18 protein-coding genes and 3 pseudogenes are annotated in these 22,858 nt (G+C 67.9%); 17 read left to right on the top strand and 4 right to left on the bottom strand.

Annotated elements, in window-relative coordinates:
* The 15 genes and pseudogenes from ACFYXB_RS38755 to ACFYXB_RS38685 all read left to right on the top strand — a co-directional run.
* Nucleotides 1-2,269: ATP-binding cassette domain-containing protein (locus tag ACFYXB_RS38755; protein WP_389589678.1), on the top strand; the 2,269-nt coding region annotated here is incomplete at its 5' end.
* On the top strand, nt 2,266-2,967 hold the full coding sequence (locus tag ACFYXB_RS38750; RefSeq protein WP_389589677.1) for an ABC transporter ATP-binding protein: 702 nt from the start codon (nt 2,266-2,268) through the stop codon (nt 2,965-2,967). The genes ACFYXB_RS38755 and ACFYXB_RS38750, both read left to right, overlap by 4 nt.
* A 166-nt stretch (nt 2,968-3,133) precedes the next feature.
* Nucleotides 3,134-5,281, top strand: a complete 2,148-nt coding sequence (locus tag ACFYXB_RS38745; RefSeq protein WP_389589676.1) for an acetate--CoA ligase family protein — start codon at nt 3,134-3,136, stop codon at nt 5,279-5,281.
* Between the two features lie 57 nt (nt 5,282-5,338).
* The gene (locus ACFYXB_RS38740; protein WP_351359521.1) at nt 5,339-6,127 is read left to right on the top strand and encodes an enoyl-CoA hydratase/isomerase family protein; all 789 of its coding nucleotides are present in this window, start codon (nt 5,339-5,341) and stop codon (nt 6,125-6,127) included.
* Nucleotides 6,128-6,133: 6 nt separating this feature from the next.
* A complete protein-coding gene (locus ACFYXB_RS38735) occupies nt 6,134-7,099 on the top strand; it encodes a hypothetical protein (protein WP_389589675.1) in 966 nt (321 codons plus the stop codon).
* A gap of 1 nt (nt 7,100) precedes the next feature.
* Nucleotides 7,101-7,610 carry an enoyl-CoA hydratase-related protein gene (locus ACFYXB_RS38730; protein WP_389589674.1) on the top strand — a complete coding sequence of 170 codons (510 nt, stop codon included), beginning with the start codon at nt 7,101-7,103 and terminating at the stop codon, nt 7,608-7,610.
* Nucleotides 7,610-8,431, top strand: coding sequence for a citryl-CoA lyase (locus ACFYXB_RS38725; protein WP_389589673.1), 822 nt, complete (start codon nt 7,610-7,612; stop codon nt 8,429-8,431). Before ACFYXB_RS38730 ends, ACFYXB_RS38725 begins: the two co-directional genes overlap by 1 nt.
* The gene (locus ACFYXB_RS38720; protein WP_389589672.1) at nt 8,428-9,366 is read left to right on the top strand and encodes an SDR family NAD(P)-dependent oxidoreductase; all 939 of its coding nucleotides are present in this window, start codon (nt 8,428-8,430) and stop codon (nt 9,364-9,366) included. The genes ACFYXB_RS38725 and ACFYXB_RS38720 overlap by 4 nt, the downstream gene beginning before the upstream one ends.
* A gap of 99 nt (nt 9,367-9,465) precedes the next feature.
* Nucleotides 9,466-10,359, top strand: a complete 894-nt coding sequence (locus ACFYXB_RS38715) for a cyclase family protein (protein WP_351359536.1) — start codon at nt 9,466-9,468, stop codon at nt 10,357-10,359.
* Nucleotides 10,360-10,399: 40 nt separating this feature from the next.
* Complete coding sequence (locus tag ACFYXB_RS38710; protein WP_389589671.1) at nt 10,400-11,311, top strand: HpcH/HpaI aldolase/citrate lyase family protein; 912 nt, start codon at nt 10,400-10,402, stop codon at nt 11,309-11,311.
* 12 nt (nt 11,312-11,323) lie between these two features.
* On the top strand, nt 11,324-13,456 hold the full coding sequence (locus ACFYXB_RS38705) for an acetate--CoA ligase family protein (RefSeq protein WP_389589670.1): 2,133 nt from the start codon (nt 11,324-11,326) through the stop codon (nt 13,454-13,456).
* Between the two features lie 75 nt (nt 13,457-13,531).
* The gene (locus ACFYXB_RS38700; protein WP_389589669.1) at nt 13,532-14,512 is read left to right on the top strand and encodes a fumarylacetoacetate hydrolase family protein; all 981 of its coding nucleotides are present in this window, start codon (nt 13,532-13,534) and stop codon (nt 14,510-14,512) included.
* A gap of 57 nt (nt 14,513-14,569) precedes the next feature.
* Nucleotides 14,570-15,478, top strand: a complete 909-nt coding sequence (locus ACFYXB_RS38695; RefSeq protein ID WP_389589668.1) for an NAD(P)-dependent oxidoreductase — start codon at nt 14,570-14,572, stop codon at nt 15,476-15,478.
* A 251-nt stretch (nt 15,479-15,729) separates the two neighbouring features.
* Nucleotides 15,730-15,912: pseudogene (locus tag ACFYXB_RS38690) on the top strand (transposase); the annotation flags it as partial.
* Between the two features lie 520 nt (nt 15,913-16,432).
* The gene (locus ACFYXB_RS38685) at nt 16,433-16,756 is read left to right on the top strand and encodes a transposase (protein WP_389589667.1); all 324 of its coding nucleotides are present in this window, start codon (nt 16,433-16,435) and stop codon (nt 16,754-16,756) included.
* Between the two features lie 69 nt (nt 16,757-16,825).
* On the opposite strand, the gene ACFYXB_RS38680 is transcribed toward ACFYXB_RS38685, so the two are convergent.
* The 3 genes and pseudogenes from ACFYXB_RS38680 to ACFYXB_RS38670 form a co-directional block, all read right to left on the bottom strand.
* Nucleotides 16,826-17,911, bottom strand: a complete 1,086-nt coding sequence (locus tag ACFYXB_RS38680) for a 2-oxoacid:ferredoxin oxidoreductase subunit beta (protein WP_389589666.1) — start codon at nt 17,909-17,911, stop codon at nt 16,826-16,828.
* The gene (locus ACFYXB_RS38675) at nt 17,908-19,890 is read right to left on the bottom strand and encodes a 2-oxoacid:acceptor oxidoreductase subunit alpha (RefSeq protein WP_389589665.1); all 1,983 of its coding nucleotides are present in this window, start codon (nt 19,888-19,890) and stop codon (nt 17,908-17,910) included. Before ACFYXB_RS38675 ends, ACFYXB_RS38680 begins: the two co-directional genes overlap by 4 nt.
* A gap of 121 nt (nt 19,891-20,011) precedes the next feature.
* Nucleotides 20,012-21,130: pseudogene (locus ACFYXB_RS38670) on the bottom strand (IS630 family transposase).
* Nucleotides 21,131-21,317: 187 nt separating this feature from the next.
* Here ACFYXB_RS38670 and ACFYXB_RS38665 point away from each other — a divergent pair.
* Both ACFYXB_RS38665 and ACFYXB_RS38660 read left to right on the top strand, forming a co-directional pair.
* Nucleotides 21,318-21,449, top strand: a complete 132-nt coding sequence (locus ACFYXB_RS38665; protein WP_389589664.1) for a hypothetical protein — start codon at nt 21,318-21,320, stop codon at nt 21,447-21,449.
* Nucleotides 21,450-21,500: 51 nt separating this feature from the next.
* Nucleotides 21,501-21,623 (top strand): hypothetical protein, encoded by a 123-nt coding sequence (locus ACFYXB_RS38660; RefSeq protein ID WP_389589663.1) that lies wholly within the window; start codon nt 21,501-21,503, stop codon nt 21,621-21,623.
* Between the two features lie 194 nt (nt 21,624-21,817).
* Here ACFYXB_RS38660 and ACFYXB_RS38655 read toward each other — a convergent pair.
* Nucleotides 21,818-22,717: pseudogene (locus ACFYXB_RS38655) on the bottom strand (IS630 family transposase); the annotation flags it as partial.
* Between the last annotated feature and the right edge of the window lie 141 nt (nt 22,718-22,858).

Here is a 22,858-nt window from a genome sequence, read left to right as displayed (position 1 = left end):
GTTCAGCAAGACCCGGTTCGGCATCTACACCCGGGCTGCGGCCGAGACGGAGAAGGGCCTGACGCTGATCGGCCGGTCACCCGAACGGATCGCCGTGATCAACTGGGTGCTGGGCTCTGCCATCGCAGGGCTGGCGGGCGTCGCGGCCACCCAGATCGCCGGGCTGCAGATGTCCAACCTGGTGCTGCTGGTCGTGCCCGGCCTGGCCGCGGCGCTGGTCGCCCGGTTCTCGTCGTTCACCGTCGCCACCCTGGCCGCGCTTGTCCTTGGGGTGCTGCAGTCCCTGGTCCGCGGCTACTGGACGCAGCCGGCCCTGACTGACCTGATCCCCTTCGGGATCCTGGTCATCGTGCTCATGGTCACGGGCCGGCCGATCCCGGACCGCGGCACGCTGGCCTCGTCGCCGCGGACGCCCGAGGTCACGCCGGCCAGGCCGACGATGAGCGCGGGAGTCGGGCTGTGCCTCGCCGTGCTCGGCCTGATCTTCTTCGGCCAGGAGTACCGGAGCGCTCTGATCATCTCGATCATCACCGCGATCATCGCCATCTCGCTGGTGATCGTCACCGGGTATGTGGGCCAGGTGTCGCTGGCCCAGTTCGTCCTGGCCGGCATCGGGGGGTTTGCCACGTCCCGGTTCGCCCATGACCTCGGCTGGCCGTTCCCTGCGCCGCTGCTGGCGGCGATGGTGGTCAGCGCCGTGGTGGGCCTGGTGGTCGGCATACCGTCGTTGCGCGTGCGCGGCTTCAACCTGGCCGTGCTCACTCTGGCGGCGGCGGTGGCCGTCCAGTCGGCGCTGTTCAACAACATCAACATCACCGGTGCCGGCGGCGGTAACCCCGTACCGGCGCCGAGTCTGGGCGGCTTCTCGCTCAGCCCCTTCGGCCACCCGGTCCGGTTCGGGGTGATGGTGCTGTTCGTGCTGGTGCTGTGCATGGCGGCGACCGCGTGGCTGCGCAACAGCCGCCCGGGGCTCAGGATGCTCGCGGTGCGGGACAACGAGCGGGCTGCCGCCGCGGTGGGATGGGATGTCAGCCGGACCAAGCTGCTGGCCTTCACGATCTCGGCCGCGCTCGCCGGCGTCGGCGGTTCGCTGCTGGTGTACCAGAGCGGCGTCGTGGTGGCTGACCAGTTCACGCCACTGGCCTCGATCCTGTTCGTCGGCTACCTCTATGTGGCCGGCATCGGCAGCCTCTCCGGGGCGGTGGTGGCCGGCCTGGCGGCACCGGGGGGCCTGATCGTCACCTGGCTGCAGTTCCTGCTGCCGGTCGGAGACATCCAGTACTGGGTGAACCTGGTCTTCGCCGTCTTCGTGCTAATCGCCGTGGTCAAACAGCCCGACGGCATCGCGCCGTTCCACGGTCGGCAGCTAGCCGCCGTGCAAGCGTTTGTGCTCCGCCGGATCGGCCGGGCGCGGACCGAGCCTGGGCCGACGCCGACCACCGAAGTGGCCGGTCAGGACGGCGTCCCGGAGCAGCGCGAGCGTCGCGAACCCGCCGCGGCCGACGCCCGCGAACCCATCCTGCGCGTCGCGGACCTCACCGTACGGTTCGGGGCGGTCACCGCGCTCGACGGCGTCGCTCTGGACGTCGCCGCCGGCCGCGTCACCGGCCTGATCGGGCCGAACGGGTCGGGTAAATCGACCTTCGTCGATGCCGTGTCCGGATTCGCCCGCAACACCGGCGGCATAGCGTTGCGGTCAGTGAGCCTCGACCACAAGACCCCGCACTCCCGCGCCCGCGCCGGCCTGGCCCGCACCTTCCAGGGCTTGGAACTGTTCGAGCAGCTGTCGGTCTACGAAAACGTGCTGAGCGGCGTTGCCACCGCCGCGGACCGCGGCCGGTCCACCCGCGTCGCGGCCCGGCGCCGGGTCGAGGGCGAGCTCCGCCGACTGGGACTGCAGAGAGTGTCGCAGCGCAGGCCGGCGGCGATCTCGGCCGGCCAGCGCCGCCTTGTCGCGGTCGCACGCGCGGTCGTCAGCGAGCCGGCACTGCTCATCCTGGATGAGCCTGCCTCAGGGCTCGACCGGCAGGAACGCGAAGTGCTGCGCGGCCGGCTGCACGAGCTGGCCGACTCCGGCGCCTCGGTGCTGCTCATCGAGCACGACGTCAACCTGGTCTTCGACGTCTGCGACGACGTGTACGTCCTGGACAACGGTCGGCTGATCGCGTCCGGGCCGGCGGTGACGGTGCGCCAGGACCCCGCGGTGATCGCCGCCTACCTCGGCGACGCCGAAGACATCGACGTCCAGGGACTGGAGGCGTCACTGTGACCAGCCTGCTTGAATTCGACGACGTCTCGCTCGGCTACGGCCAGGTGCCCGTGGTCACGAACGTGAATCTGCATGTGGAACCCGGCGAGATCGTGGCGCTGCTCGGGCGCAACGGCGCCGGCAAGACCACCACGCTGCTGACGGCCTCAGGGCTGGTCGCCCCCATGGCCGGGCGGGTGCGACTGCTGGGCCAGGAAGTGGACACCCGGCGGCCGCACCGCAACGCGCAGCGCGGCCTTGGCCACGTACCCGACAGCAGGTGCCTGTTCACCCGGCTGACAGTAGCCGAGAACCTTCGGGCAGCGGCGCCGCCTTCACGGATCAAGCAGGCGCTGACCTACTTCCCGATGCTCGAGCCGCTCATGGGGCGGCGGGCCGGCCTCCTGTCCGGCGGCGAGCAGCAGATGCTCGCCATCGCCCGCGCGGTCGTTGCCGAGCCCAAGGTATTGCTCATCGATGAGATGAGCATCGGGCTGGCCCCGCTGATGGCCCGGGCCGTGCTGGAACGACTCGGCGTCATCGTGCGCGAGCTGGGTGTCGGGGTCCTGATCGTCGAGCAGTTCGTGCACATGATCCTTCGCGCCGCCGACCGTGCGTATGTCTACGGCGACCAGGGCGTGGCACTGAGCGGATCGGCGCAGGAGGTCCTCGGCCGTATGCCCGAAGTGGAAGCGGCCTACCTCGGCCAGCAGGGATGACGCAGCCCGTGCAGCAGCATCCAGTGTGGAACAGAAGCTAGGAAGGTGATCGCATCCATGATATATTATAAGATATATGCTGGGTCATTGGCCAGTCCGTGCCCGGCTGAACAGCGGCATCACGCCAGCGTGCCCGGCCATGCTCCGACTTCGGGAAGGTGAGTCTGTGACACCCCAGTCGGACGTAAGTGACCTGTCGAAGCTGTTCTCGCCCCAGCACATCGCGTTCATCGGTGTCTCCCGCCGCGAACGCACCCTGGGCGCAATGGCCCTTGAATTCGCCAAAGCGCGGCCCGGATTGGCCCGGCTGTCAGTCATCCATCCGGAGCTCGCCGAAATCCAGGGCGTGCAGTGTGCACGCAGCATCGCCGACCTTGACTCCGCCGTCGATGTCGCCTTCATCTCCGTCCCCGGCGCCGCCGTCGGGTCGGTCATCGAAGACTGCGCTGCCCACGGTGTGCCCTATGCGGTGATCGGCAGCAGCGGGTATGCCGAGACCGGAAGCGAGGGAGCCGACCGGCAGGCCGAGCTGGTGGAGACGGCCCGGTCACACGGCCTGCGCCTGCTCGGCCCGAACTGCAACGGGCTGTGGAATGCCATCGACGGACTGTCGCTCGGTTTCAACACCAGCCATGAGCACGCTCTGCGCCCCGGCGGCGTCGGCGTCGTAGCGCAGACCGGAGCCGTGCTCGGCTCATTCATCGCCGGTGTCCAACGCGCCGGCGGCGGCATCTCCTACGCGGTGTCCACCGGCAACGAGGCCGACATCGATGCCGCCGAACTCTTCGAGTTCATGGTGCATGACGACCGGTGCCGCGTGATCGCCCTGCTGCTGGACACCATCACGCGGCCGGACGTGTTCGAGCGGGCCGCCCGCCGAGCGGCCGAAGTGGGCAAGCCGGTGCTGGCGGTGACCTTCGGCAAGAGCCCGAAGGGCCGCCATGCCGCCGAGTTGCACAGCGCGCGCGTCGCCGGCGGCGGCCGTGCCTTCTCGGCCTGGCTGCGCTCGCTCGGCATCGTCGAGACCAGCGACCTGGAGAGCGCGATGTTCGCCCTCGCCCTGCTCGACAACGGCGAGCCGTTCGACGCTGACCTGGCCGTCATCTCGACCTCAGGTGCCGGTGCCGCGCTGATCGCCGACCTCGCCGCTGACGCGGGGATCACCCTGCCCGACTTCAGCCCGGACACCCTTGCCGAGCTCGACAAGCTCCTCACCTTCACCAAGCCGTACAACCCGCTTGACCTCGCTGGGCACGGAAACGACCCGCAGTGGCTGGCCCAGGCGTTCGATGCGATCTTCTCCGATCCGGCCATGCATGCCGTCGCCCTGATGTCGACGCTGCTGCCGCCGAAGGCCAGGGGAATCGCACCGGTCGTCAGCGCGTTCGCCGCGGCGAAGGCCAAGCACGCCGCCAAGTCGGCGTGCGCCTACGCGGTCGGCCCCTTGGCCGAGGAGCACCGGGCCGATCTGATCGAGGCCGGGGTCGCCATCGCCGACAGCGGCCACAGCCTGGTCGGCGGCCTGCACACCGCCGGCCTGGTCCGCACCTACGCGGCCGCGCGCGCCGGGAAGAACCGTACGCGGCCGGCCGAGGCGGCCGGCGAGCGCTGGCTCGGAGAGACCCCCGCGCCGGGAACCTCGAAGCTCGTCCTGCACGACGCCGCCCGCTCCGAACTGACCCGGCTGGGAATCCCGTTCCTTGAGGAGAGGTCGGTCACCGGCGGTGCCGAGGCGCGCAAGGCGTGGCTCACGCTCGGCCGGTCGCCGGTCGCCATGAAGATCATGGACAGCAACATGCCGCACAAGGCGAGTTCCGACGGGCTCGTTCTGGGTGTCGCCGGCGAGGACGAAGCCGCGCAGGTGGCCGAGCAGTTGATGTCGCGGGCGGTCGCCGGTGACGCGCGGGTGCTCATGCAGACGATGGCGCCCATCGCCGTCGAACTGTTCCTCGGCACGGTGGATGATCCGCAGGCCGGTCCGGTGATCGCTTTCGGCCGTGGCGGGAGCGCCGTCGAGGAATCCCCGGACGTCGCGGTGGAAGTCGCCCCGGTGTCCCCGGAGGAGGCGGCCGACATGATCAGTTCGGTGCCGGTGGTCGTCGCGGCGCTGACGGGGCTGGCGCGCCGCACCGGCCGCGCGTACGACGCGCTGGTCGACGAACTGTCCGCGGTCATATCCACGCTGTCCCAGGTCGCCGCCAATAGCCGCGCAACGGTGCACTCGATCGACGTCAACCCGCTCGCCTACACCGAGAGCGGGCAGATGGCCGCGATCGATGTTCGGGTTCAACTGCGGCCGGTGATTGCGGAATAAGACAGCTTTCAGGCGAGCAGTCCGGGTGATGAACGGCAGTAAGTGAGGAGAATTTCAATGACTGAAGAAGACCCGGTCCTTTACGAGGTCAAGGACAAGATCGCGACCATCACGCTGAACCGCCCACACCGGCTCAACGCGATGAACGTAGCCATGGTGGACCGCCTCCCCGAGATCTTCCGGCAGTTTGATCGTGACGACGACGCCCACATCGCCATCCTTCGCGGCAACGGCAAGGCGTTCTGCGCCGGCGGCGACCTAAAGGAGATGTCCGAGTCCGGCGCGCAGCATATCTTCGAAGAGACCAAGAACCTGCGGGCGGTGCGATACCCGAGCGCGACCTACCAGTTCGAGAGCAAGAAGCCGATCATCGGGGCGATCCACGGCTGGGCCCTGGCCGGCGGATTCGCGTTGTCGCTTGCCTGCGACATCCGCATCGCGTCGGAGGACGCGACATTCGGCATCTCCGAGGTCAAGGTCGGCCGGGGAGCGCCGTGGGCGGTGCCCCTGCTCTGGGCGGTACCGTCCGGGATCGCCCTCGAGCTGCTCCTGCGCGGCAATCACATGTCCGCCCAGCGCGCCTATGAGGTCGGCTACGTCAACCACGTCGTCTCGAAAGAGCAGCTCTACGAGACGGCCTGGTCCATTGCCGAGGAAATTCGCGACAATGCGCCCATCACCGTGCGCGCGAACAAGCAGTTGATCCACCGGGCCATGGACGTCGGGCGGGCAGCCGGATTCCTCCTCGCCGACGAGCTGAGCGCCGCCATCTACACCAGCGAGGACTGCCAGGAGGGTCAGCGCGCCTTCCGCGAGGGCCGCAAGCCCAACTTCCAGGGAAGGTGAGTCGCGATGGCGGACAGCAGCGCGTACACGCCGCGGTGGCGGTCGGCGGCGCAAGCGGGCGAGAAGGTCTTCCTCGCCGAGACGTTTCTGCGTGACGGTGCCCAGGCCATGCCGGACTCAGCGCTGGCCTACCTGACGGTCGAGCGGAAGCTCGACATCATCCGCCGCCTGTGCGAACTCGGTATGCCGGGCGTCGAGGTGGCCAGCTTCGCCCACCCACGCGTCCTGCCGCAGTTTGCTGACGCCGAGGAGATCCTGCAGGGGCTGCCGACCGGGTTCGACACCGTCTTCCGGGCGGTGACGCCGAACCTGCGCGGCCTGGTGCGGGCGGCCGGCGCCGGTGCCGCCGGCCGCGTGGGCATGATCGGCATGATCTCCTGCAGCGAGGAGTACCAGCGGCGCAACGTTCAGAAGACGATCGACGAAGGCCTGGCCGAACTCGAGAAGATGGCGGCGTTCGCCAAGGCCGAAGGAATCACGTTGCTGGGCGGCGCGGGCGTCGCGTTCACCTGTCCCTACCAGGGCCCGATCGACCCCGAGCGGGTGTACTCGATCGTCGCCAGCCTGGTCGAGATCGGCCTGAGTGAGATATGGGTCGGAGACACCTTCGGCATGGCTCCGGCCTCGGACGTCTTCGACATGGCCACCCAGTTGCGGTCCCGGTTCCCGGACGTTGCCTTTGGACTGCACCTGCACAACCGGCACGGCCTGGCCATCGCCAACGTCCTTGCTGCGCTGGACGCCGGGATCCGGATGTTCGACACGTCGATGTTGGGTGTAGGTGCCGGAAGCGTCATCCCGGGCAACCGCACGGAGATGGGCAACGTCGCCACCGAGGAGGTGGCCGGGCTGTGCCAGGGGCTCGGCTTCGATCCCGGCGTTGACGTGACGTCGATCTGCCGGCTCGCGCTCGAACTGTCCGACAAGACCGGCATCGCGGCCCGCAGCCGGGTCCTGAATGTCGGTATCTGACATGTCGGCGGACCTGGCCATGGTGACCGCCGCCCTCAACGGCGACGCCTTCGGCGGCGCTGCGGAGGGCGCGCCGGCCGCCGACACCCGTATCGCGTCCAAGGACGTGGTGACCGGGTTCACCCAGGTGCGCCTGAACCCCATGCCTGCCTGGGGCATCGAACGGCTCACGCAGCTCGGCCGGGGCCGGGCTACCTACCTCCTGACGCTCGGCACGGTCTCAGCACCGGCGAAGCCAGGGCATGGCAGGTTGTTCGGGACGTGCGTTCCGCGCGCCCAGTTCGCCGCCGCCGTCGAGAAGTCGGCAGCCCGCATCGTCCAGGCGCCGCAGCCGATGAGCGTCGGGATGACGGCGACCACGCAGCAGGCATACCCCGCGATCCACAACGGCACGGCCGAGTCAGCAGTCGACGCCTTCTCCAGGGCCTGGGTCTTCGACGACCACTGGACTGCCCTGGCGGCGCTCAACGCACCGCTGGGCTCGGCGACATCTAACGAAGGACCCGGATGATGACATCGCGCCCCCTGCGCTCGTCGCTCGGCTGGAGCACCCCGAGCGAGATCTACGTGTACGGCCGTGACCTCCCCGGTGAGCTGCTCGGCACCATCGACTTCGGCGGGATGACCTTCCTCGCGCTCACCGGCGCGATGCCGACACCACCGCAGGCCCGAATGTTCAACACGCTCCTCGTCACACTCGTTGAGCACGGCCAGACGCCTAGCTCCATCGCCACCCGCATGACGTTCCTCGGCGCACCGGAATCCCTCCAGGCCGCCGTGGCGGCCGGGCTGCTGGGTCTGGGCAGTGTCTTTGTCGGAAGCATCGGCACGGCAGCGGAGATGCTCAGCGAAGCCGTCGCTGAGAGCTCGGCCGGAACGTCTGGCACCGAGGTCACCGAGCGGGTCGTTGAGCGGTTCTTGTCCACCCGGGTTCCTCTGCCCGGGATCGGTCACCCCAAGCACAAGCCGATCGACCCGCGCACCCCCCGCCTGTTCGACATCGCCCGCGAGACCGAGCAGTTCGGCGCAGCCTGCCAGATGATGCACGCGATCCAGGCGACAGCGGAGGCGAAGAAGGGCCGGGCCCTGCCGATCAATGCCACCGGCGCCATCGCCGCGATCGCGGTCGACCTCGGGCTCACGCCGCTGCAGGCCCAGGGGCTCGGCATCGTCGCCCGGTCAGCCGGCCTGGTCGCGCACGCCATGGAGGAGATGCGCGAGCCGATCGCGCGCGAGATCTGGGAGCGCATCGACGGCGAGGTGACTGAGGGCCAACTGGCGCAGCGCGCCGAGGCCAACGGTGGCGTGCGGAAGGAGGGTGTCGGCTCATGACCGGCCATCAGGGAGAGTTGCGCTTCGACGGCCAAGTAGCGATTGTCACCGGGGCCGGGCGAGGGCTGGGACGGGCCCACGCTCGCCTGCTGGCCCAGCGCGGCGCTGCGGTGATCGTCAACGACATCGGCGGGTCCGTCGACGGGGCGCAGGGCCGCTCAGGCGAGGACCCGGCCGCGACGGTGGTCGGCGAGATCGTCTCCGACGGTGGGGTGGCGCTCGCCGACCATAGCGACGTGTCCGACCCGGTGCAGGCCCAGGCACTGGTCCGTGCCGCGGTCGACGCCTATGGACGGGTGGACATCGTGGTGGCGAACGCCGGCATCCTGCGGCGCCGGCCCTTCGCCGAGACCACCATCGCAGATCTCGACGCATTGATCGCTGTCCACCAGCGGGGGACGTACTCCGTCTGCCGCGCGGCGTGGCCCCACATGGCGGCCCAAAAATACGGGCGGATCATCACCACCATCTCGTCGGCGCTGTTCGGAATCGACAACTCCGCCACCTATGCCAGCGCCAAGGGCGGAGTCCTGGGCCTGTCGAAGGTGATGGCGATGGAGGGCGCCGACGTCGGCATCCGGGTCAACATGCTGGCTCCGGTCGCCAGTACGCGCATGACGGCGAGCGGGCCGGCTGGGGCTCGGTTCGCCGGGAACGAGATGCTCTCGCCCGACCGCGTGGCTGTCCTGGTCGCCCTCCTCGCGCATGAGTCGTGCCCCATGACCGGGGAGATGTTCATGGCCTCCGGGGCGCGGGTGTCGCGGCTGTTCCTCGGCCAGACGCCTGGTGTGGCACTCGGTGAGGACCCCACGCCCGAGACGCTGCTGGCCAGTTGGCCGGCCGTGGTGAGCACGGATGGATTCACGGTGCCGCAACCACGGCGAGAGGGTGTGATCACCGCCGCGGCGGCCGGTGAGGCCAAGCCCGGCAACTGAGGCGGGTCGGGTGTTGATGGACGCATCGGCCTGTAGGGCAGTGCGACGAATATCCAAAAGGTTGGCCGGTCACTGGTCAACTGCGGTGAGGAGCAGGTAATGGACGGGAACTGGGGCCGCTGGGGGAAGGAAGACCAGGCCGGTGCACTGAATCTGATCGATGCGCGCAAGCGGCTGTCGGCGCTGTCGATACCGCAGCGCGGCGAGGTGTACTCCCTGGGGCAGGACATTCGTCCGGATGGCGTGCCGATGGCGCCCGACGGCGTGCGGGGCTTCTTCATCCGGCCCCTGCACATGATGCTCTACGACGGCGGCGACGAGGCATCGGGATGCTCGACCCGCGGCGACAACTACTTCAGTTCCGAGGACTACCTGGGCATCCGCATTCACGGCTCAACCACCCACGTCGACGCCTTGTCGCACGGCTGGAAGGACCAGACCCTCTACAACGGGTTCAGCCGCGACACGGTCAACAGCTTCGGCGCCAGCAAGCTGGGCATCGAGAACGCGCCCCACTTCGTGACCCGAGGGGTGCTGTTCGACGTCGCCCGCAGCAAGGGCATCGATCACGTGGACATCGACTACGAGATCACCGTCGACGACCTGAAGGCGTGCCACGATGTGGCGCTCGAGCCTGGTGACGCAGTACTTGTCCGCACCGGCTGGCACTCGGTGTACTACTCCGACCCCGACAGCTACAACCAGTTCGCCTGGCCGGGGCTGGGCATCGACGCCGTCCGCTGGCTGGCCAGCCAGGACGTCGTGCTCATCGGGGCGGACAACATCGGCGTCGAGATTGCTTCACCCGTATTCATTCAAACCGGCTCGCGCGGCCACGGGATGCTGCTGCGCGACTACGGCATTTACATCTTGGAACTGCTGAACCTGGAGGAGTTGTCCGCGAGCGGAGCTGTCGAGTTCCTCTTCACGATGGCTCCGCTGCGCATCGCCGGCGGTACCGGGAGCCCGGTGAACCCGCTGGCGGTCGTCTGAGGCGCGGCTCGGGCCGCGCGAGTTGGGAGAGGAACATTTCATGACACGGATCCGGCGCTCGTTCATGATGACGCCGCTGCTTGACGACTACAAAGTCCGCAAGGCGGCTGACTGTGCGGTGGATATCGTCGTGCTCGACCTCGAGGACGGCATCCACCCGGACCGAAAGGTTGAGGCCCGCACACGCGTGGTCGAGCTGCTGCACAGTGTCGACTGGCACGGTAAGGACGTGGTTGTCCGGGTCAACGCGATGCAATCCTCGGCGGCTCGGGAGGACATCCTCGCCGTCGCCCCCGCCTGTCCGGCGGCGATCTGGTTGCCCAAGGTCGATACCGCCGGCGAGATCGAGGAGGCACAGAAGATCATCGACGAGTGCCCGGGCGCGGAGCCGGTGAAGCTGTGGGGCCTGATCGAATCGGCCAAGGGTCTGGTGAATGTGGAGCAGATCGCGGCGGTACCGGGCCGGCTGGAAGCCCTGGTGCTGGGCCCGGGTGATCTGGGCGCCGACCTGGGACTCAACGTCCGCCGCTACACGATGGCCGGCGACAAGGGCTTCCGTGAGGAGGTTCTGTACGCCCAGTCGAGACTGGTCGCGGCGTGCCGCGCGTTTGGTATCAGCCCCATGACTGGTATCCCGACCATCCTTCGTGACCCGGAAGGAGCAGAACGCGAGGCCCGCTACCTGCTGCGGCTCGGTTTCGAGACCATCTGCGCCTTCACCCCGGCGATGGTGGACGCGGTGAACTGTGCCTTCATGCCTGAACCGGAGGATCTGGAGTGGGCTGAGAGCGTGCTGGCGGTGCAGTCGAAGAAGAACGCCGAGTCATCGACGGTTGGGGTCGTTGGTGGGGCGATGGTCGACGGGCCGTTCTTCCGGGGTGCCCGGCAGATCGTGGCTCGGGCGGAGGCGGCCCGGTCCGGCGGTCCGGACGCTTCGGTCGCGGCGAGCTGAGGACGGACTGACATGCACACTTATCCGACCCGTCCGGGGCTTGATCCGGTCGAGGCCCTGGAATCGATCGTTCGGCCGCAGTCGGTCGTTGTCATCGGCGCGAATGAGGTCGAGGGCAAGCTGACCAGCGGCTCAGTACGCAACTTGCTGCGCCACAAATACAGTGGCCGCCTGTATGTGGTGAACCCGAACCGTTCTTCTGTGTATGGGGTCAAGACCCTGCCGTCGGTGGCTGACCTGCCGGAGGTGCCCGACACCGCGGTGATCGTGTTGTCGGCTGCCCGCGCTGTGCAGGCGCTGGCCGAATGCGCTCAGCTGGGGATCCGGACTGCCACGTTGGTGGCGGCCGGGTTCGGCGAGGCCGGCGGCGCCGCCGGGGGGGCCGCGACCCGGCAGGCACTGGTGGAACTGCTGGAGCAGACGGGGATGCGGATTCTGGGCCCGAACACCGCCGGGCTGTTCAATGTGGTCGACGGCTATGTCCCCCGGGCCGCGCACAACCACCCGGCGGACCTGCTGGCGGGCCGGATCGGCGTGGTGGCCCAAAGCGGCGGATTGTGCAACACGCTGGTCAACCGGAGCATCAGCAGTGGTGTCGGCATTGCCATGGCCGTCTCGACCGGCAACCAGCTCGACCTTGATCTGTGGGACGTCGGTGACTATCTGCTGAGCCAGCCGAGCGTGGACGTTGTCACGACGATCATTGAGGGGTTCAGCGCGCCGGCGAAGTTCGTGGAGTTCGCCCAGCGGGCCCAGGCCGTGAACAAGCCGATTGTGGCGCTGAAGCTGGGGCGCAGCGAGGCGGGCCGGCTGGCGGTCGCGACGCATTCCGGGTCGGTTGCGGGGGCGGCCGAGGTGCAAAGCGCGGTCTTGCGTGACCTTAACGTGATCCAGGTTGATGAGCTTGACGAACTGTGGGAGGTCGCCTCGCTGATCACCCGGTGGGGCGTGCCGAGGCGGCGGGCGCACCGGCTCGGCGTGGTCACGCCGTCGGGGGGAGACGGAGCGATCGTGGCCGATGAGGTGTCCCGGGTGGGCCTGAGTATGGCTGAGCTGTCGCCGGGGACCTGTGAGAAGTTCGGCCAGATCGCGCCCGAGGTCACTCCGGCCAACCCGTTCGACACCCAGGCCGCCCTGGCCGTGTCCGCGCCCGATTCGCTGTCCGGGCAGATCGCGGCGGTGGCGGGTGACGGGGGCACCGATGCCGTCTTGCTGGCGCTGCCGGTGCTTGCCACCGAGGGGGCGGTGGCCTCCCTCGGCCCGCATATTGAGGGGCTGCGGGCATCCGGGCAGAGGAACATCGCGGTGTCGGCCTGGATGGCCGGGGATGCCACGTCCGGCGCAGTGGGGGTGATCCGGGAGACTGGATGGCCGTTGTTCGACGGCTCGGTGCGGGCGGTGCGGGCGATCGCCCACTACGACGGCTATGCCCGCCGCTGTGATCAGCTACCGTCGATCAGCGCCGATTCCGTACGGGCCGCGGCCGGCGACGATGCCCCGGCGGAGTTGCTGACCTACTGGGCCGCGCGGCAGCTGCTGGCCGATCTGGGAGTGCCTTTCAACCGGGCCGTGCTGGCTGGTGACGCCGAGACGGTGGTGCGCCGGGCGCACGAGATCGAATTCCCGGTGACACTCAAGTTCAGCAGCAACGCCTTCACTCACAAGGCCGACGCCGGCGCGCTGCTGCAGGCTGTGAGCGACGACGTCACGATTCGGGACTTCGCCGACTCCGCGCTCGGGCGCTGGCCGGTGCACGCCGCCGACGAGGGCGTCACCGTGGAGGAGCACGTCTACTCCAACTTGCCCGTGTTCATCGGCGGGCACCGTGACGCCGAATTCGGGCCGGTGATCCTGGTCGGTCTGGGCGGCGGGTTCGCCGAACCGTACAGCGACATAGCGAGGATCCCGGCGCCGGCCGACGCCGGTCAGGTACGCCGCGCCCTCGACACCACGACGCTGGCGATCCTGCTGCGCAAACGGCGCGGCGCCTTCGACGCGATCGTGGAGACCGTGGCGGGGCTGTCGCAGGCGCTGCACAGCGATCCGGCCATCAGGTCCTTCGACATCAACCCGGTACTCGTTCGCGACGACGGGTCGATCGTCGCCGTTGACGCCCGGGTCGAGCGTCGAAGCGTCGGCGGGTGAGCTGATGCATGTGTGTCAGCCGGTAAGTGATCTCAGGCAGCGCGGCGGCCGCCGCGCGGGAGGAAAGGAAACGGGATGAAATTCGTGCGGTTCGGAAACTGGTCCACCGGTGTGGTGGTCAGCGGTGACCGGGTGCTCAACCTGACTGCCGCAGTGACGTCCCCCTCGGCGAGCCGTATCCCCGCGGCCCAGATCGTCCGCGCGTTCCTCAGCCCTGACAGCGTCAGTTGGGACGCCATGATCGCGGGCTGGCCGGTGGTCCGGCCCGCTGTGGAGGAACTGCTCGACCGGGCCGAATCCGGTGACCCGGCACTGCCTGTGCGCGATCTGGCCGCCCTGCACCTGCTTCCCCCGCTGTCCTCGCCGCGGGCGCGCGTGTTTGCGATGGCAGCGAACTTCGCCGACCACCTCGCTCGGGCGTTCAGCGTCATCAAGGGCGCCCCGTTCACCGAGGAGCACGTCGAGCAGCAGGTGCTGGCGGATCTGCCGTCGGGATTCATGGTCATTCCCGGCACCGTCATCGGGCCGGGCGCCGAGATCGTCCCGCCCCCCGGGCAGGTCAAGCTCGACTACGAGGTCGAGGCCGCCGTCATCGTGGGCAGCCCGACGCCGGACGGCCGCCTGAACCCCTGGGGATACACGGCGTGGAACGACATCAGCGTCCGGGACACCTACTTTCCCAGCGGTCCGCGTATCGATGCCGGGCCGCTCGTGTGGGCCTTGCAGAAGAACTGGCTGACCGGCAACGCGGCCGGACCATGGGTGGTGGTCGAGGACGGAATCGACGTGCAGGACCTCAGCCTTCGCAGCTTCGTCAATGGGGAGAAGCGGCAGGACGGATCGACAGCCAAGATGATGTACCCCTTCCAGAGCACCTACGATCTGCTGGTTCCCTATGTCGGCCTGGGCCCCGGTGACGTACTGGTGTCGGGCACACCCATGGGCACCGCGCTGGAGGAGGGCGAGCACGGGCCCTATCTGCGGCCCGGTGATGTGATCGAGATCGAGGTCGGTGACGCCGGGACCAGGCTGCGCAACATAGTTGGCGACTTCTGATCCGGCGAACGGTTCTGAATCGGCGAACGGCTCTGATCTGGCGAACGGTGGGGAAACATGCCGACAGTGGGCTTCATCGGACTGGGGCAGATCGGACAGCCCATGGCCCAGCGGATCGTCGACGACGGTCATGACGTCGTGCTCTTCGATGTCCGGCCCGCGTGCCTTGAATCCTTCACGGAGCAGGGTGTGCGGGTGGCCGCTTCGGTCGCTGAAATCGGCGACTGCGCCGACGTGGTCCTGGTCAGTCTCCCTGATCCGCGGGCCGTCACCGAGGTGGCAATCGGCCAGAACGGCTTGGCCTATGGGCGTCGGGTGAAGACCTACGTGGACCTGTCCACCACCGGTCCGGTCGTGGCCCGCGAGGTCGCCACGGCCTTGGCGCAGCGCGGGATCGACGCCCTCGATGCACCAGTCAGCGGCGGGGCGAACGGGGCCCGCAGCGGCACGCTGACCGTCATGGCCTCCGGCGCCCGCCATGTGTTCGAGCAGACGCGGCCGATCATCCAGTCGTTCGGCCGCAACGTCTTCTACGTCGGCGCCGAGGTCGGTCTCGGTCAGGCCATGAAGCTGGCCAACAACCTGCTCGCTGCGGGTGCCCTCGCGCTGACAGCCGAGGCGATGGCGATCGGCGTACGGGAGGGCTTGGACGCCCGCACGATGATCGACGTGTTCAACGCCGGCACAGGCATGAACACCGCGACCCGGGACAAGTTCCCGAAGGCGGTGCTCACCGGCAGCTACAACTACGGCTTCCGCGCCGCGCTGATGAACAAGGACCTCAAGCTGGAGCTGGCCAGGGCCGACGAGCTGCAGGTGCCCCTCAAGGTCGGCCGGGCGGTCAACGAACTATTCGAGAGTACGGTCGCGGCCTTCCCGGACGCCGATTTCACCTTCGTCGCCCGCCAGCTCGAGCAGTGGGCCGGTGTGACGTTCCAAGCGAGCAGCCCAGAAGCGATCCCGTGACCGCGAGGATCGAGCCACACCGCGCGGGTGCCGGTCGGCGGGGGAACGCTAATCATGAGCCAGCCCGGCAGGGCGGCAAGGAGCTATGCGAGCCCGTGCCGACCGGCGCCCTGGACGCTACGGCTGCAGACCGGGCGTCTGGGGTCGATTCAACAAGTCAGGCGCTGCGGACGCCTTCGGGCGGATCGCTGAGTAGGACCACGTCGGCGAGGTCGTCCGGGAGAACAGCACATGTTGAACGACCGGAACAGGTGGCCCAGATCTGGGCGGGCACGGACATCGGCAAGAACCATCACCACTGTGTGGTCCTGAGCACGGAGGGCGCACGGCTGCTGTCGCGACGAGTTCTGAATGATGAGCCGGAGCTGCTGGCCCTGCGCGCCGATGTGCTGGCCCTCGACGAGGACGTGGTCTGGGCGGTCGACGTCGCCGATGCTGCGAAGGACGCTTCGGTGCGCAAGCGGGCGGGGTTGTCACCAGCGGTGATCAATAGCTGCGCCGCGGTGTCGGGTCCGACCCCGTAGCCGGCGCGCAAGCCGGGGTTGAGCCGCGTGACCAGGGCATCCAACTCCGAGGTCAGGGCGGTGTGTTCCTCGGTCAGGCTCTGGACGCGTTTGGCCAGTGTGCACAGGGTGGTCAGGATTGGGGCGTGGACGGGGTCGGTGCCGACCCGGAGTCGGGCCAGGGCGTCGATGCGTTTGTCGCCCTGCACTACCTCGTACTTCGTGCGGATGCCGTCAGGCGCGCTGACCAGGATGTGTCCGATCTGGTTGAGCGCCGCCGTACGGGCCTTGACCGCGGATCGTGCCGCGTTGTGCAGGATCCGAATCCCGGCGACGGCACCGCTCTTGGGGACACTGAGCGGCTCTGTCGGGATCTTGAGATTCCCAGGTGGAAGGGCATGGTCATCGGGCAGGCTCGGCTTGGTTCCGAAGGTCGACTGCCGTACATGAGGTGAGCTGGTGTCTCTGCGTCCCCGTTCTGGCGGGCAAGTTCCGCCAGGACCCGCAGTGGCAACGGCTCTACGCCTCACGCTCCGGCATCGAGGGCACCATGAACGAGTTCGTCAACGACCATCAGATGCGCCGCTGCCGCTACCACGGCGTCGCCAAAGCCCACGTCCAGCACGTCCTGACCGCGATCGCCGTCAACATCGAACGCCTCAGCACTCAGGAACCGACAGACTCCAGCTACCGCCCTCGCTCACCGACGGCTTTCCAGCAGTACCTCGACGAGAACGAATTACCCCGGCCCCGCTGGTGGCGCCAAGGACAATGATCAAGAAATCTCAAGATCCCCGATAGAGTCCCTCATTGTTTGTTGTCGTTTGACGATGAGTGCATGGTGTCAGACGACGGTCCAGGTGTCGCCCCCGCCGATCAGCGCGGCGAGCCGCTCGGCCGGCGTGCCGGTGACGGCGTCGCGGGCGGTGGCGACCTGCGCGCGGGCCTGGTCGTCGTAGGTCGGCCGCTCGACCTGGCGGAAGATGCCGATCGGTGACTGGTTGAGGTACCCGGAGTCGGTCAGCCGCGAGATCGAGAAGGCGAGCGTCGGGTCCGGGTTGTGCGCGTCGTGCACGATCAGCGCGTCCTCGCCGACGTCGGCGACCAGGGCCACCTTCACGCCGCCGGTCTCGGAGTCGCGAACCAACCCCTTGGCGCCGTCGACACCGAACCTGATGGGTTGGCCGTGCTCGAGCGGGATGATCGCGTCGGCCTTGGTGTCCTGGCCCTTGATCGCGTCGAAGGCGCCGTCGTTGAAGATGGGGCAGTTCTGGTAGATCTCCACGAACGACGTGCCGCGGTGCGCGGTCGCCGCGGAGAGCACCGCGGTGAGGTGCTTGCGGTCGGAGTCGATGGTGCGGGCCACGAAGGTGCCCTCGGCGCCCAGCGCCAGGGAGACCGGGTTGAACGGGCGGTCGACCGAGCCCATCGGTGTGGACTTGGTGACCTTGCCGGTCTCACTGGTGGGGGAGTACTGCCCCTTGGTGAGCCCGTAGATCCGGTTGTTGAACAGCAGGATCGTCATGTTCACGTTGCGGCGCAGCGCGTGGATCAAGTGGTTGCCACCGATCGAGAGCGCGTCGCCGTCACCGGTGACCACCCACACCGAGAGGTCCTCGCGCGCCGTGGCGATGCCGGTCGCGATCGACGGCGCCCGGCCGTGGATCGAGTGCATGCCGTAGGTGTCGAGGTAGTAGGGGAAGCGCGACGAGCAGCCGATCCCGGAGACGAAGACGATGTTCTCCCGGCGCAGCCCCAGCTGGGGCAGGAACCCCTGGACGGCCTTGAGCACCGCGTAGTCGCCGCAACCGGGGCACCAGCGCACCTCCTGGTCGGAGGTGTACTCCTTCGCGCTCTGCTCGCCTTCGAAGGTCGGGACGCCCTCGACGCCCGAACGGAGCCCGTGAAACGGGATGTCAATCGTAGTCACAGATGCGGGCCTTCCAACTCGTCGAGGTGGGCAAGGAAGTGCTGTTCGAGGTCTGCCGCTTGGAACGGAAGGCCCCGGACGGTCGTAATGGGTTGGACGTCGACCAAGAACTTGGCTCGCAGCAGCAGGGAGAGTTGGCCAAGGTTCATCTCGGGACATAGAACCTTGTCGTACCTGGACAGGATGCTACGAAGATTCGCAGGGAACGGGTTGAGGTGGCGCAGGTGCACCTGCGCGATGTGCCCGCCCCGCCGCCGGATTCGACGTACGCCAGCGCCGATCGGGCCGTATGTCGAACCCCAGCCGACCACGAGTAGTCGGGCTCGTCCCGTCGGGTCGTCGACTTGCAGTGGGGCAATCGACTTTGCCATGCCGTCGATCTTGGCCTGGCGGGTCCGGACCATCAAGGCGTGGTTGTCGGCGTCGTATGAGATGTTGCCAGTTCCATCCTGCTTCTCGAGCCCGCCGATGCGGTGCTCGAGGCCGGGGGTGCCGGGGATCGCCCACGGGCGGGCAAGCGTCTGTGGGTTGCGCGAGTAGGGAAGGAACTGGATGCGCCCCCGGCCGGCGGTGAGATCGTCGGACGCTCGCAGGGAGGGGTTTGCGTCCGGGGCAAGGCCACCGGCCGGGGGCACGCCTGTGTTGCGCGCGTCTGGGACGACGAAGTCGTCGGGACGAGCGAAGTTCGGGTCGATGGTCGGGAGGTCGTCGACCTCGGGGATCCGCCAGGGCTCGGAGCCGTTGGCGAGGTAGCCGTCCGAGAGGAGCATGACGGGGGTGCGGTAGGTCACGGCGATCCGCACCGCTTCGACGGCGGCGTCGAAGCAGTCGCCGGGCGACTGGGGCGCGACGATCGGCACCGGCGCCTCGCCGTTGCGGCCGAACATGGCCTGGAGCAGGTCGGCCTGCTCGGTCTTGGTGGGCAGGCCGGTCGAGGGACCGCCGCGCTGCACGTCGACGACGACGAGCGGGAGCTCGGTCATCACCGCCAGCCCGATGGCCTCGGACTTGAGCGCGACGCCGGGACCGGAGGTCGAGGTGATGCCGAGCTTGCCGGAGAACGAGGCACCGATGGCGACGCCGATGCCGGCGATCTCGTCCTCGGCCTGGACCGTCGTGACGCCGAACGCCTTGTGCTTGCTCAGCTCGTGGAGGATGTCGGAGGCCGGGGTGATGGGGTAGCTGCCGAGCACTGTGTCGAGCCCGGACTGCACGCCGCCGGCGACCAGCCCGTAGGCCAGCGCCAGGTTGCCGGAGACGATGCGGTAGACCCCTGGCGCCATCGGCGCGGGCTTCACTTCGTACTGGACCGCGAAGGCCTCGGTGGTCTCCCCGAAGTTCCAGCCGGCCTTGAACGCCGCGATGTTGGCGTCGCGGATGTCCTCGACCTTGGCAAACCGCTTGCCCAGGAACGCGATCGTGGTCTCGGTCGGGCGGCCGTACATCCACGAGAGCAGCCCGAGCGCGAACATGTTCTTCGTCCGCGAGGCGTCCTTGCGGGACAGCCCGAACTCCTTGACCGTCTCGACCGTCATCCCGGTCAGGTCCACCGGGAAGACCTGGAAGTCGCCGAGCAGGTCGTTGGCGTCCCCGAGGGTCTCCAGCGGGTTCGAGCTGTAGCCGGCCTTGGCCAGGTTCCGCGCGGTGAAGTCGGCGGTGTCCACGATGATCGCCGCGCCCTTGGGCAGGTCGGACAGGTTCGCCTTCAGCGCCGCCGGGTTCATCGCCACCAGCACGTCCGGCGCGTCGCCGGCGGTGAGGACGTCGTGGTCGGCGAAGTGCACCTGGAACGACGACACCCCGGGCAGGGTGCCCTGCGGGGCGCGGATCTCGGCCGGGAAGTTCGGCAGCGTCACCAGGTCGTTCCCGAACGCCGCCGACTCCTGCGTGAACCGGTCCCCGGTCAGCTGCATCCCGTCGCCGGAGTCGCCCGCGAACCGGATGATGACCCGATCGACCTGCTTGACCTGTCGCGCCATAAGTTGCGGTCCCTCCGAACGCTCAGGCTCCAATGGAGGCTGATAATAGATCAATTATCTTGTGTGCGCCACCATGCGTGAACCATGGCCCCTACCAGGGGTGCCGACGTATCTTGATGGGTTAGTTCTGCTCAGTTGTGTCGGTGGTGGTTGTGACTTTGGTCAGGTAGTCGGCGCGGGAGTTGAGGATCTCGTCAGCGGTCTTGGTCCAGGTGAACGGTCTGGGATTTTCGTTCCAGGTGGCGATCCATGCCTTGATCTCGGCTTCCAGGGCCCTGACGGAGGTGTGGACGCCACGCTGGATCAGCTTGTCGGTCAGTAAACCGAACCAGCGCACGACTTGGTTTGATCCAAGACGACCCGGTAGGCGTGAAGTGAACGTGGAACCGCGGATGCCTTCTCAGTCATGCCCGGATCTCGGGGGTGTTGTGGGTGGCGTAGTCGTCACACGCCAGGTGCACATCCAGCTCGGCAGGCACCGCCATGTCTATCGTGACCAGGAACTTCTTGAACTCGATCGCCCGGTGACGGTGGTGGAGTTCGCCAATGACGGTGCCGTCGGCGATATTCAACGCGGCAAACAGGCTCGTGACGCCGTGCCGTAGGTAATCGTGGGTACGCCGCTCCGGCATACCCGGCAGCACCGGCTGAGATCGGTCCAGCGCCTGGATCTGTGCCTTCTCATCCACGCACAGCACCACCGTCTTTTCGGGCGGATTGTGGTACAGGCCGACCACATCGACGACCTTGTCGACGAACTGCGGATTGGTGGAGAGCTTGAAGGAGTCCTGCAGGTGCGGCTTGAGGTCGAACCTCTTCCAGATCCGGCCGATGGTGGACTTCGACAGCCCCGTGAGCCGAGCCATCGAGGCACGAGACCAGTGTGTGTCCTTGCCCGGGGTGGACTCCAACGTCGCCACGATCACGTCCTCGACCTGGTCGAGCAGGATCGAGGGCGGCCGCCCCGGGCGCGGCTCATCCTTCAGACCGTCGAGACGTTCGGCGACGAAGCCTCACCCGCCAGCGGTCCACGGTCGACTGGTCCACACCCAGATCGGCTGCAACCTGCTTGTTCGTCACGCCCTTGGCGCACCGTAGTACGGCCTTCGCCCGCAGCGCGAGGAACTGGGCGGTCTTCGCCCGCCTCGCCCAGCGCGCACCAGCTGGGCCCCTCGCCCTCGGTCAGGACAAGCTCGGACTTCGGCCGACCGATAGGACCCTCGTCCTCAAGCCCCGCCAGCCGCTCAGCGGCGAACTTCCCACGCCACTTGCGAACCGTCTTCACGCCGGCGCCAACAGCCTGCGCGACACCCGCATTCGACGTGTGAAGACAGACCTGGACACCCTCGCGACAGCACTCTATGCCCGGATCGACGACGAGTTGAAGGCTCGCCATGGTTGGCCCCTGGCGGCCTGCCGTCGGGATCGTGCCCACGCTCAGTGACGCCGAACCGGTCACGCTCGCGGTCATGCCAGCGCTGCTCGGCTACACCTCCGAGCGGCGCTGGCTGCGCCGCGCACGTCGCGACTTCCGCCACCTGTTCCCCTATCTTCCCTAGCAGTCCGGATACAACAAGCGCCTGCGCGGCGCGTGCGGGCTGGTCACGCACATGATCAGGCTGCTGGCGCAGGACACCTCGCTGTGGAGCGACGACGTGTGGGTGGTCGACTTCACGCCGGTCGGATGCTGCTGCTCGCGGGAGACTGTCAAACGCCCGGACCTGGCCGGCTAGGAGCTATGATCTCTGATCTCCAATCTCTTGTCGCTGATGCGATGGCGCTGTAGCGTACCGGTAAACGTCGTATCGCTGGGAGGCAGGGCCCCGGTACTGCTGGCGACAGGCTCCCCGCGCATGACAGCGAGACGCAGACCGGATATTCCGCGAGAACGCCGGGGCCGGGCTAGTGTCTCGTGATCCTGATTGTGTTACCTCGAGTTGTTATTGACGAGTTTCTTCACGCTGGTCTGGACGAGTCGGACCTTGGGGAGGATCTCGTCGGCGATGGCGGTCCAGGTGAAGGGCTTCGCGTTCTCGTTCCAGGAGTTGAAGTAGTCGCGGATCTGTTTGACCAGGACGTTGACACCGGAGAACGTGCCATGGCGGCTGGACTGCCGGGTGATGATCCCGAACCAGATCTCGATCTGGTGCAGCCACGAGGACCCGACGGGGGTGAAATGGAAGTGGACGTGCGGGATTTTCGCCAGCCACACCTTCACGTCCGGGGTGGTGTGCGTGGACAGGTTGTCCAGGACGATATGGACCTCCTTCCCCGCATGCGGCTCGACGACCTTCTTCAGGAACGCCAGGAAGTTCGCGCCGTTCCGGTTCGGCTTGCACTCGCCCAGCACTTCACCGGTCATGACGTTCAGCGCGGCGAACAGGTTCGTGGTGCCGTGCCGGACGTAGTCGTGGGTGCGCTTCTCGGTGGCCGCGAAGGCCAACGGCAGCACCGGCTGGGTCCGATCCAGGGCCTGCGCCCGCGTCTTCTCGTCGCCCGACAGCACCACGGCGCCACCGGGCGGGGCCAAGTACAGGCCGACGACATCGGCGGCCTTCTCCGCGAACGCCGGGTCTTTCGAGATCTTGAAGGTGCCCGAACGGTGCGGTGTCAGATTCTCCTCACGCCAGACCCGGGCAACGTAATGCCAGGACACCGAAATGCCTTCGCGCCGCTTCAAGTGGTCGGCCAGCGTTCGCGTCGACCAGTGCGAGAGCCCGTAATCCGCCGGCGGGGACATCCTCGTCAAGGCGATCACCCGGGCCCGCGCCCGAGGCGGCACCTGAGTTCGCGGGCCGCCCCGGCGTTTGTCCTGCAGTCCGGCGACACCCCGCTCCGCATTAGCGGGACTTGCAGCGGTCCACCGTCAGCGGTGCTACACCGGCGAGCTCGGCGATGTCTTTTCGCCGCCGCCCCTCGGCCGACCACAACACGATCCTGCGCGAAGCGCCACGACAGTCGACACATC

The sequence above is a fragment of the Streptomyces sp. NPDC002619 genome (genome assembly GCF_042889305.1).
In the GTDB taxonomy this organism is placed as follows: domain Bacteria; phylum Actinomycetota; class Actinomycetes; order Streptomycetales; family Streptomycetaceae; genus Streptomyces.
The sequence above is the reverse complement of the archived record's forward strand: the minus strand, read 5'-3'. Positions and strand labels throughout refer to the sequence as shown.

Bases quoted from the DNA above. Each gene is read 5' to 3' on its own strand.
- ACFYXB_RS38740 (WP_351359521.1), top strand. From the start codon at position 5,339: ATGACTGAAGAAGACCCGGTCCTTTACGAGGTCAAGGACAAGATCGCG.
- ACFYXB_RS38735 (WP_389589675.1), top strand. From the start codon at position 6,134: ATGGCGGACAGCAGCGCGTACACGCCGCGGTGGCGGTCGGCGGCGCAA.
- ACFYXB_RS38730 (WP_389589674.1), top strand. From the start codon at position 7,101: ATGTCGGCGGACCTGGCCATGGTGACCGCCGCCCTCAACGGCGACGCC.
- ACFYXB_RS38725 (WP_389589673.1), top strand. From the start codon at position 7,610: ATGACATCGCGCCCCCTGCGCTCGTCGCTCGGCTGGAGCACCCCGAGC.
- ACFYXB_RS38720 (WP_389589672.1), top strand. From the start codon at position 8,428: ATGACCGGCCATCAGGGAGAGTTGCGCTTCGACGGCCAAGTAGCGATT.
- ACFYXB_RS38715 (WP_351359536.1), top strand. From the start codon at position 9,466: ATGGACGGGAACTGGGGCCGCTGGGGGAAGGAAGACCAGGCCGGTGCA.
- ACFYXB_RS38710 (WP_389589671.1), top strand. From the start codon at position 10,400: ATGACACGGATCCGGCGCTCGTTCATGATGACGCCGCTGCTTGACGAC.
- ACFYXB_RS38705 (WP_389589670.1), top strand. From the start codon at position 11,324: ATGCACACTTATCCGACCCGTCCGGGGCTTGATCCGGTCGAGGCCCTG.
- ACFYXB_RS38700 (WP_389589669.1), top strand. From the start codon at position 13,532: ATGAAATTCGTGCGGTTCGGAAACTGGTCCACCGGTGTGGTGGTCAGC.
- ACFYXB_RS38695 (WP_389589668.1), top strand. From the start codon at position 14,570: ATGCCGACAGTGGGCTTCATCGGACTGGGGCAGATCGGACAGCCCATG.
- ACFYXB_RS38675 (WP_389589665.1), bottom strand. From the start codon at position 19,890: ATGGCGCGACAGGTCAAGCAGGTCGATCGGGTCATCATCCGGTTCGCG.
- ACFYXB_RS38660 (WP_389589663.1), top strand. From the start codon at position 21,501: ATGATCAGGCTGCTGGCGCAGGACACCTCGCTGTGGAGCGACGACGTG.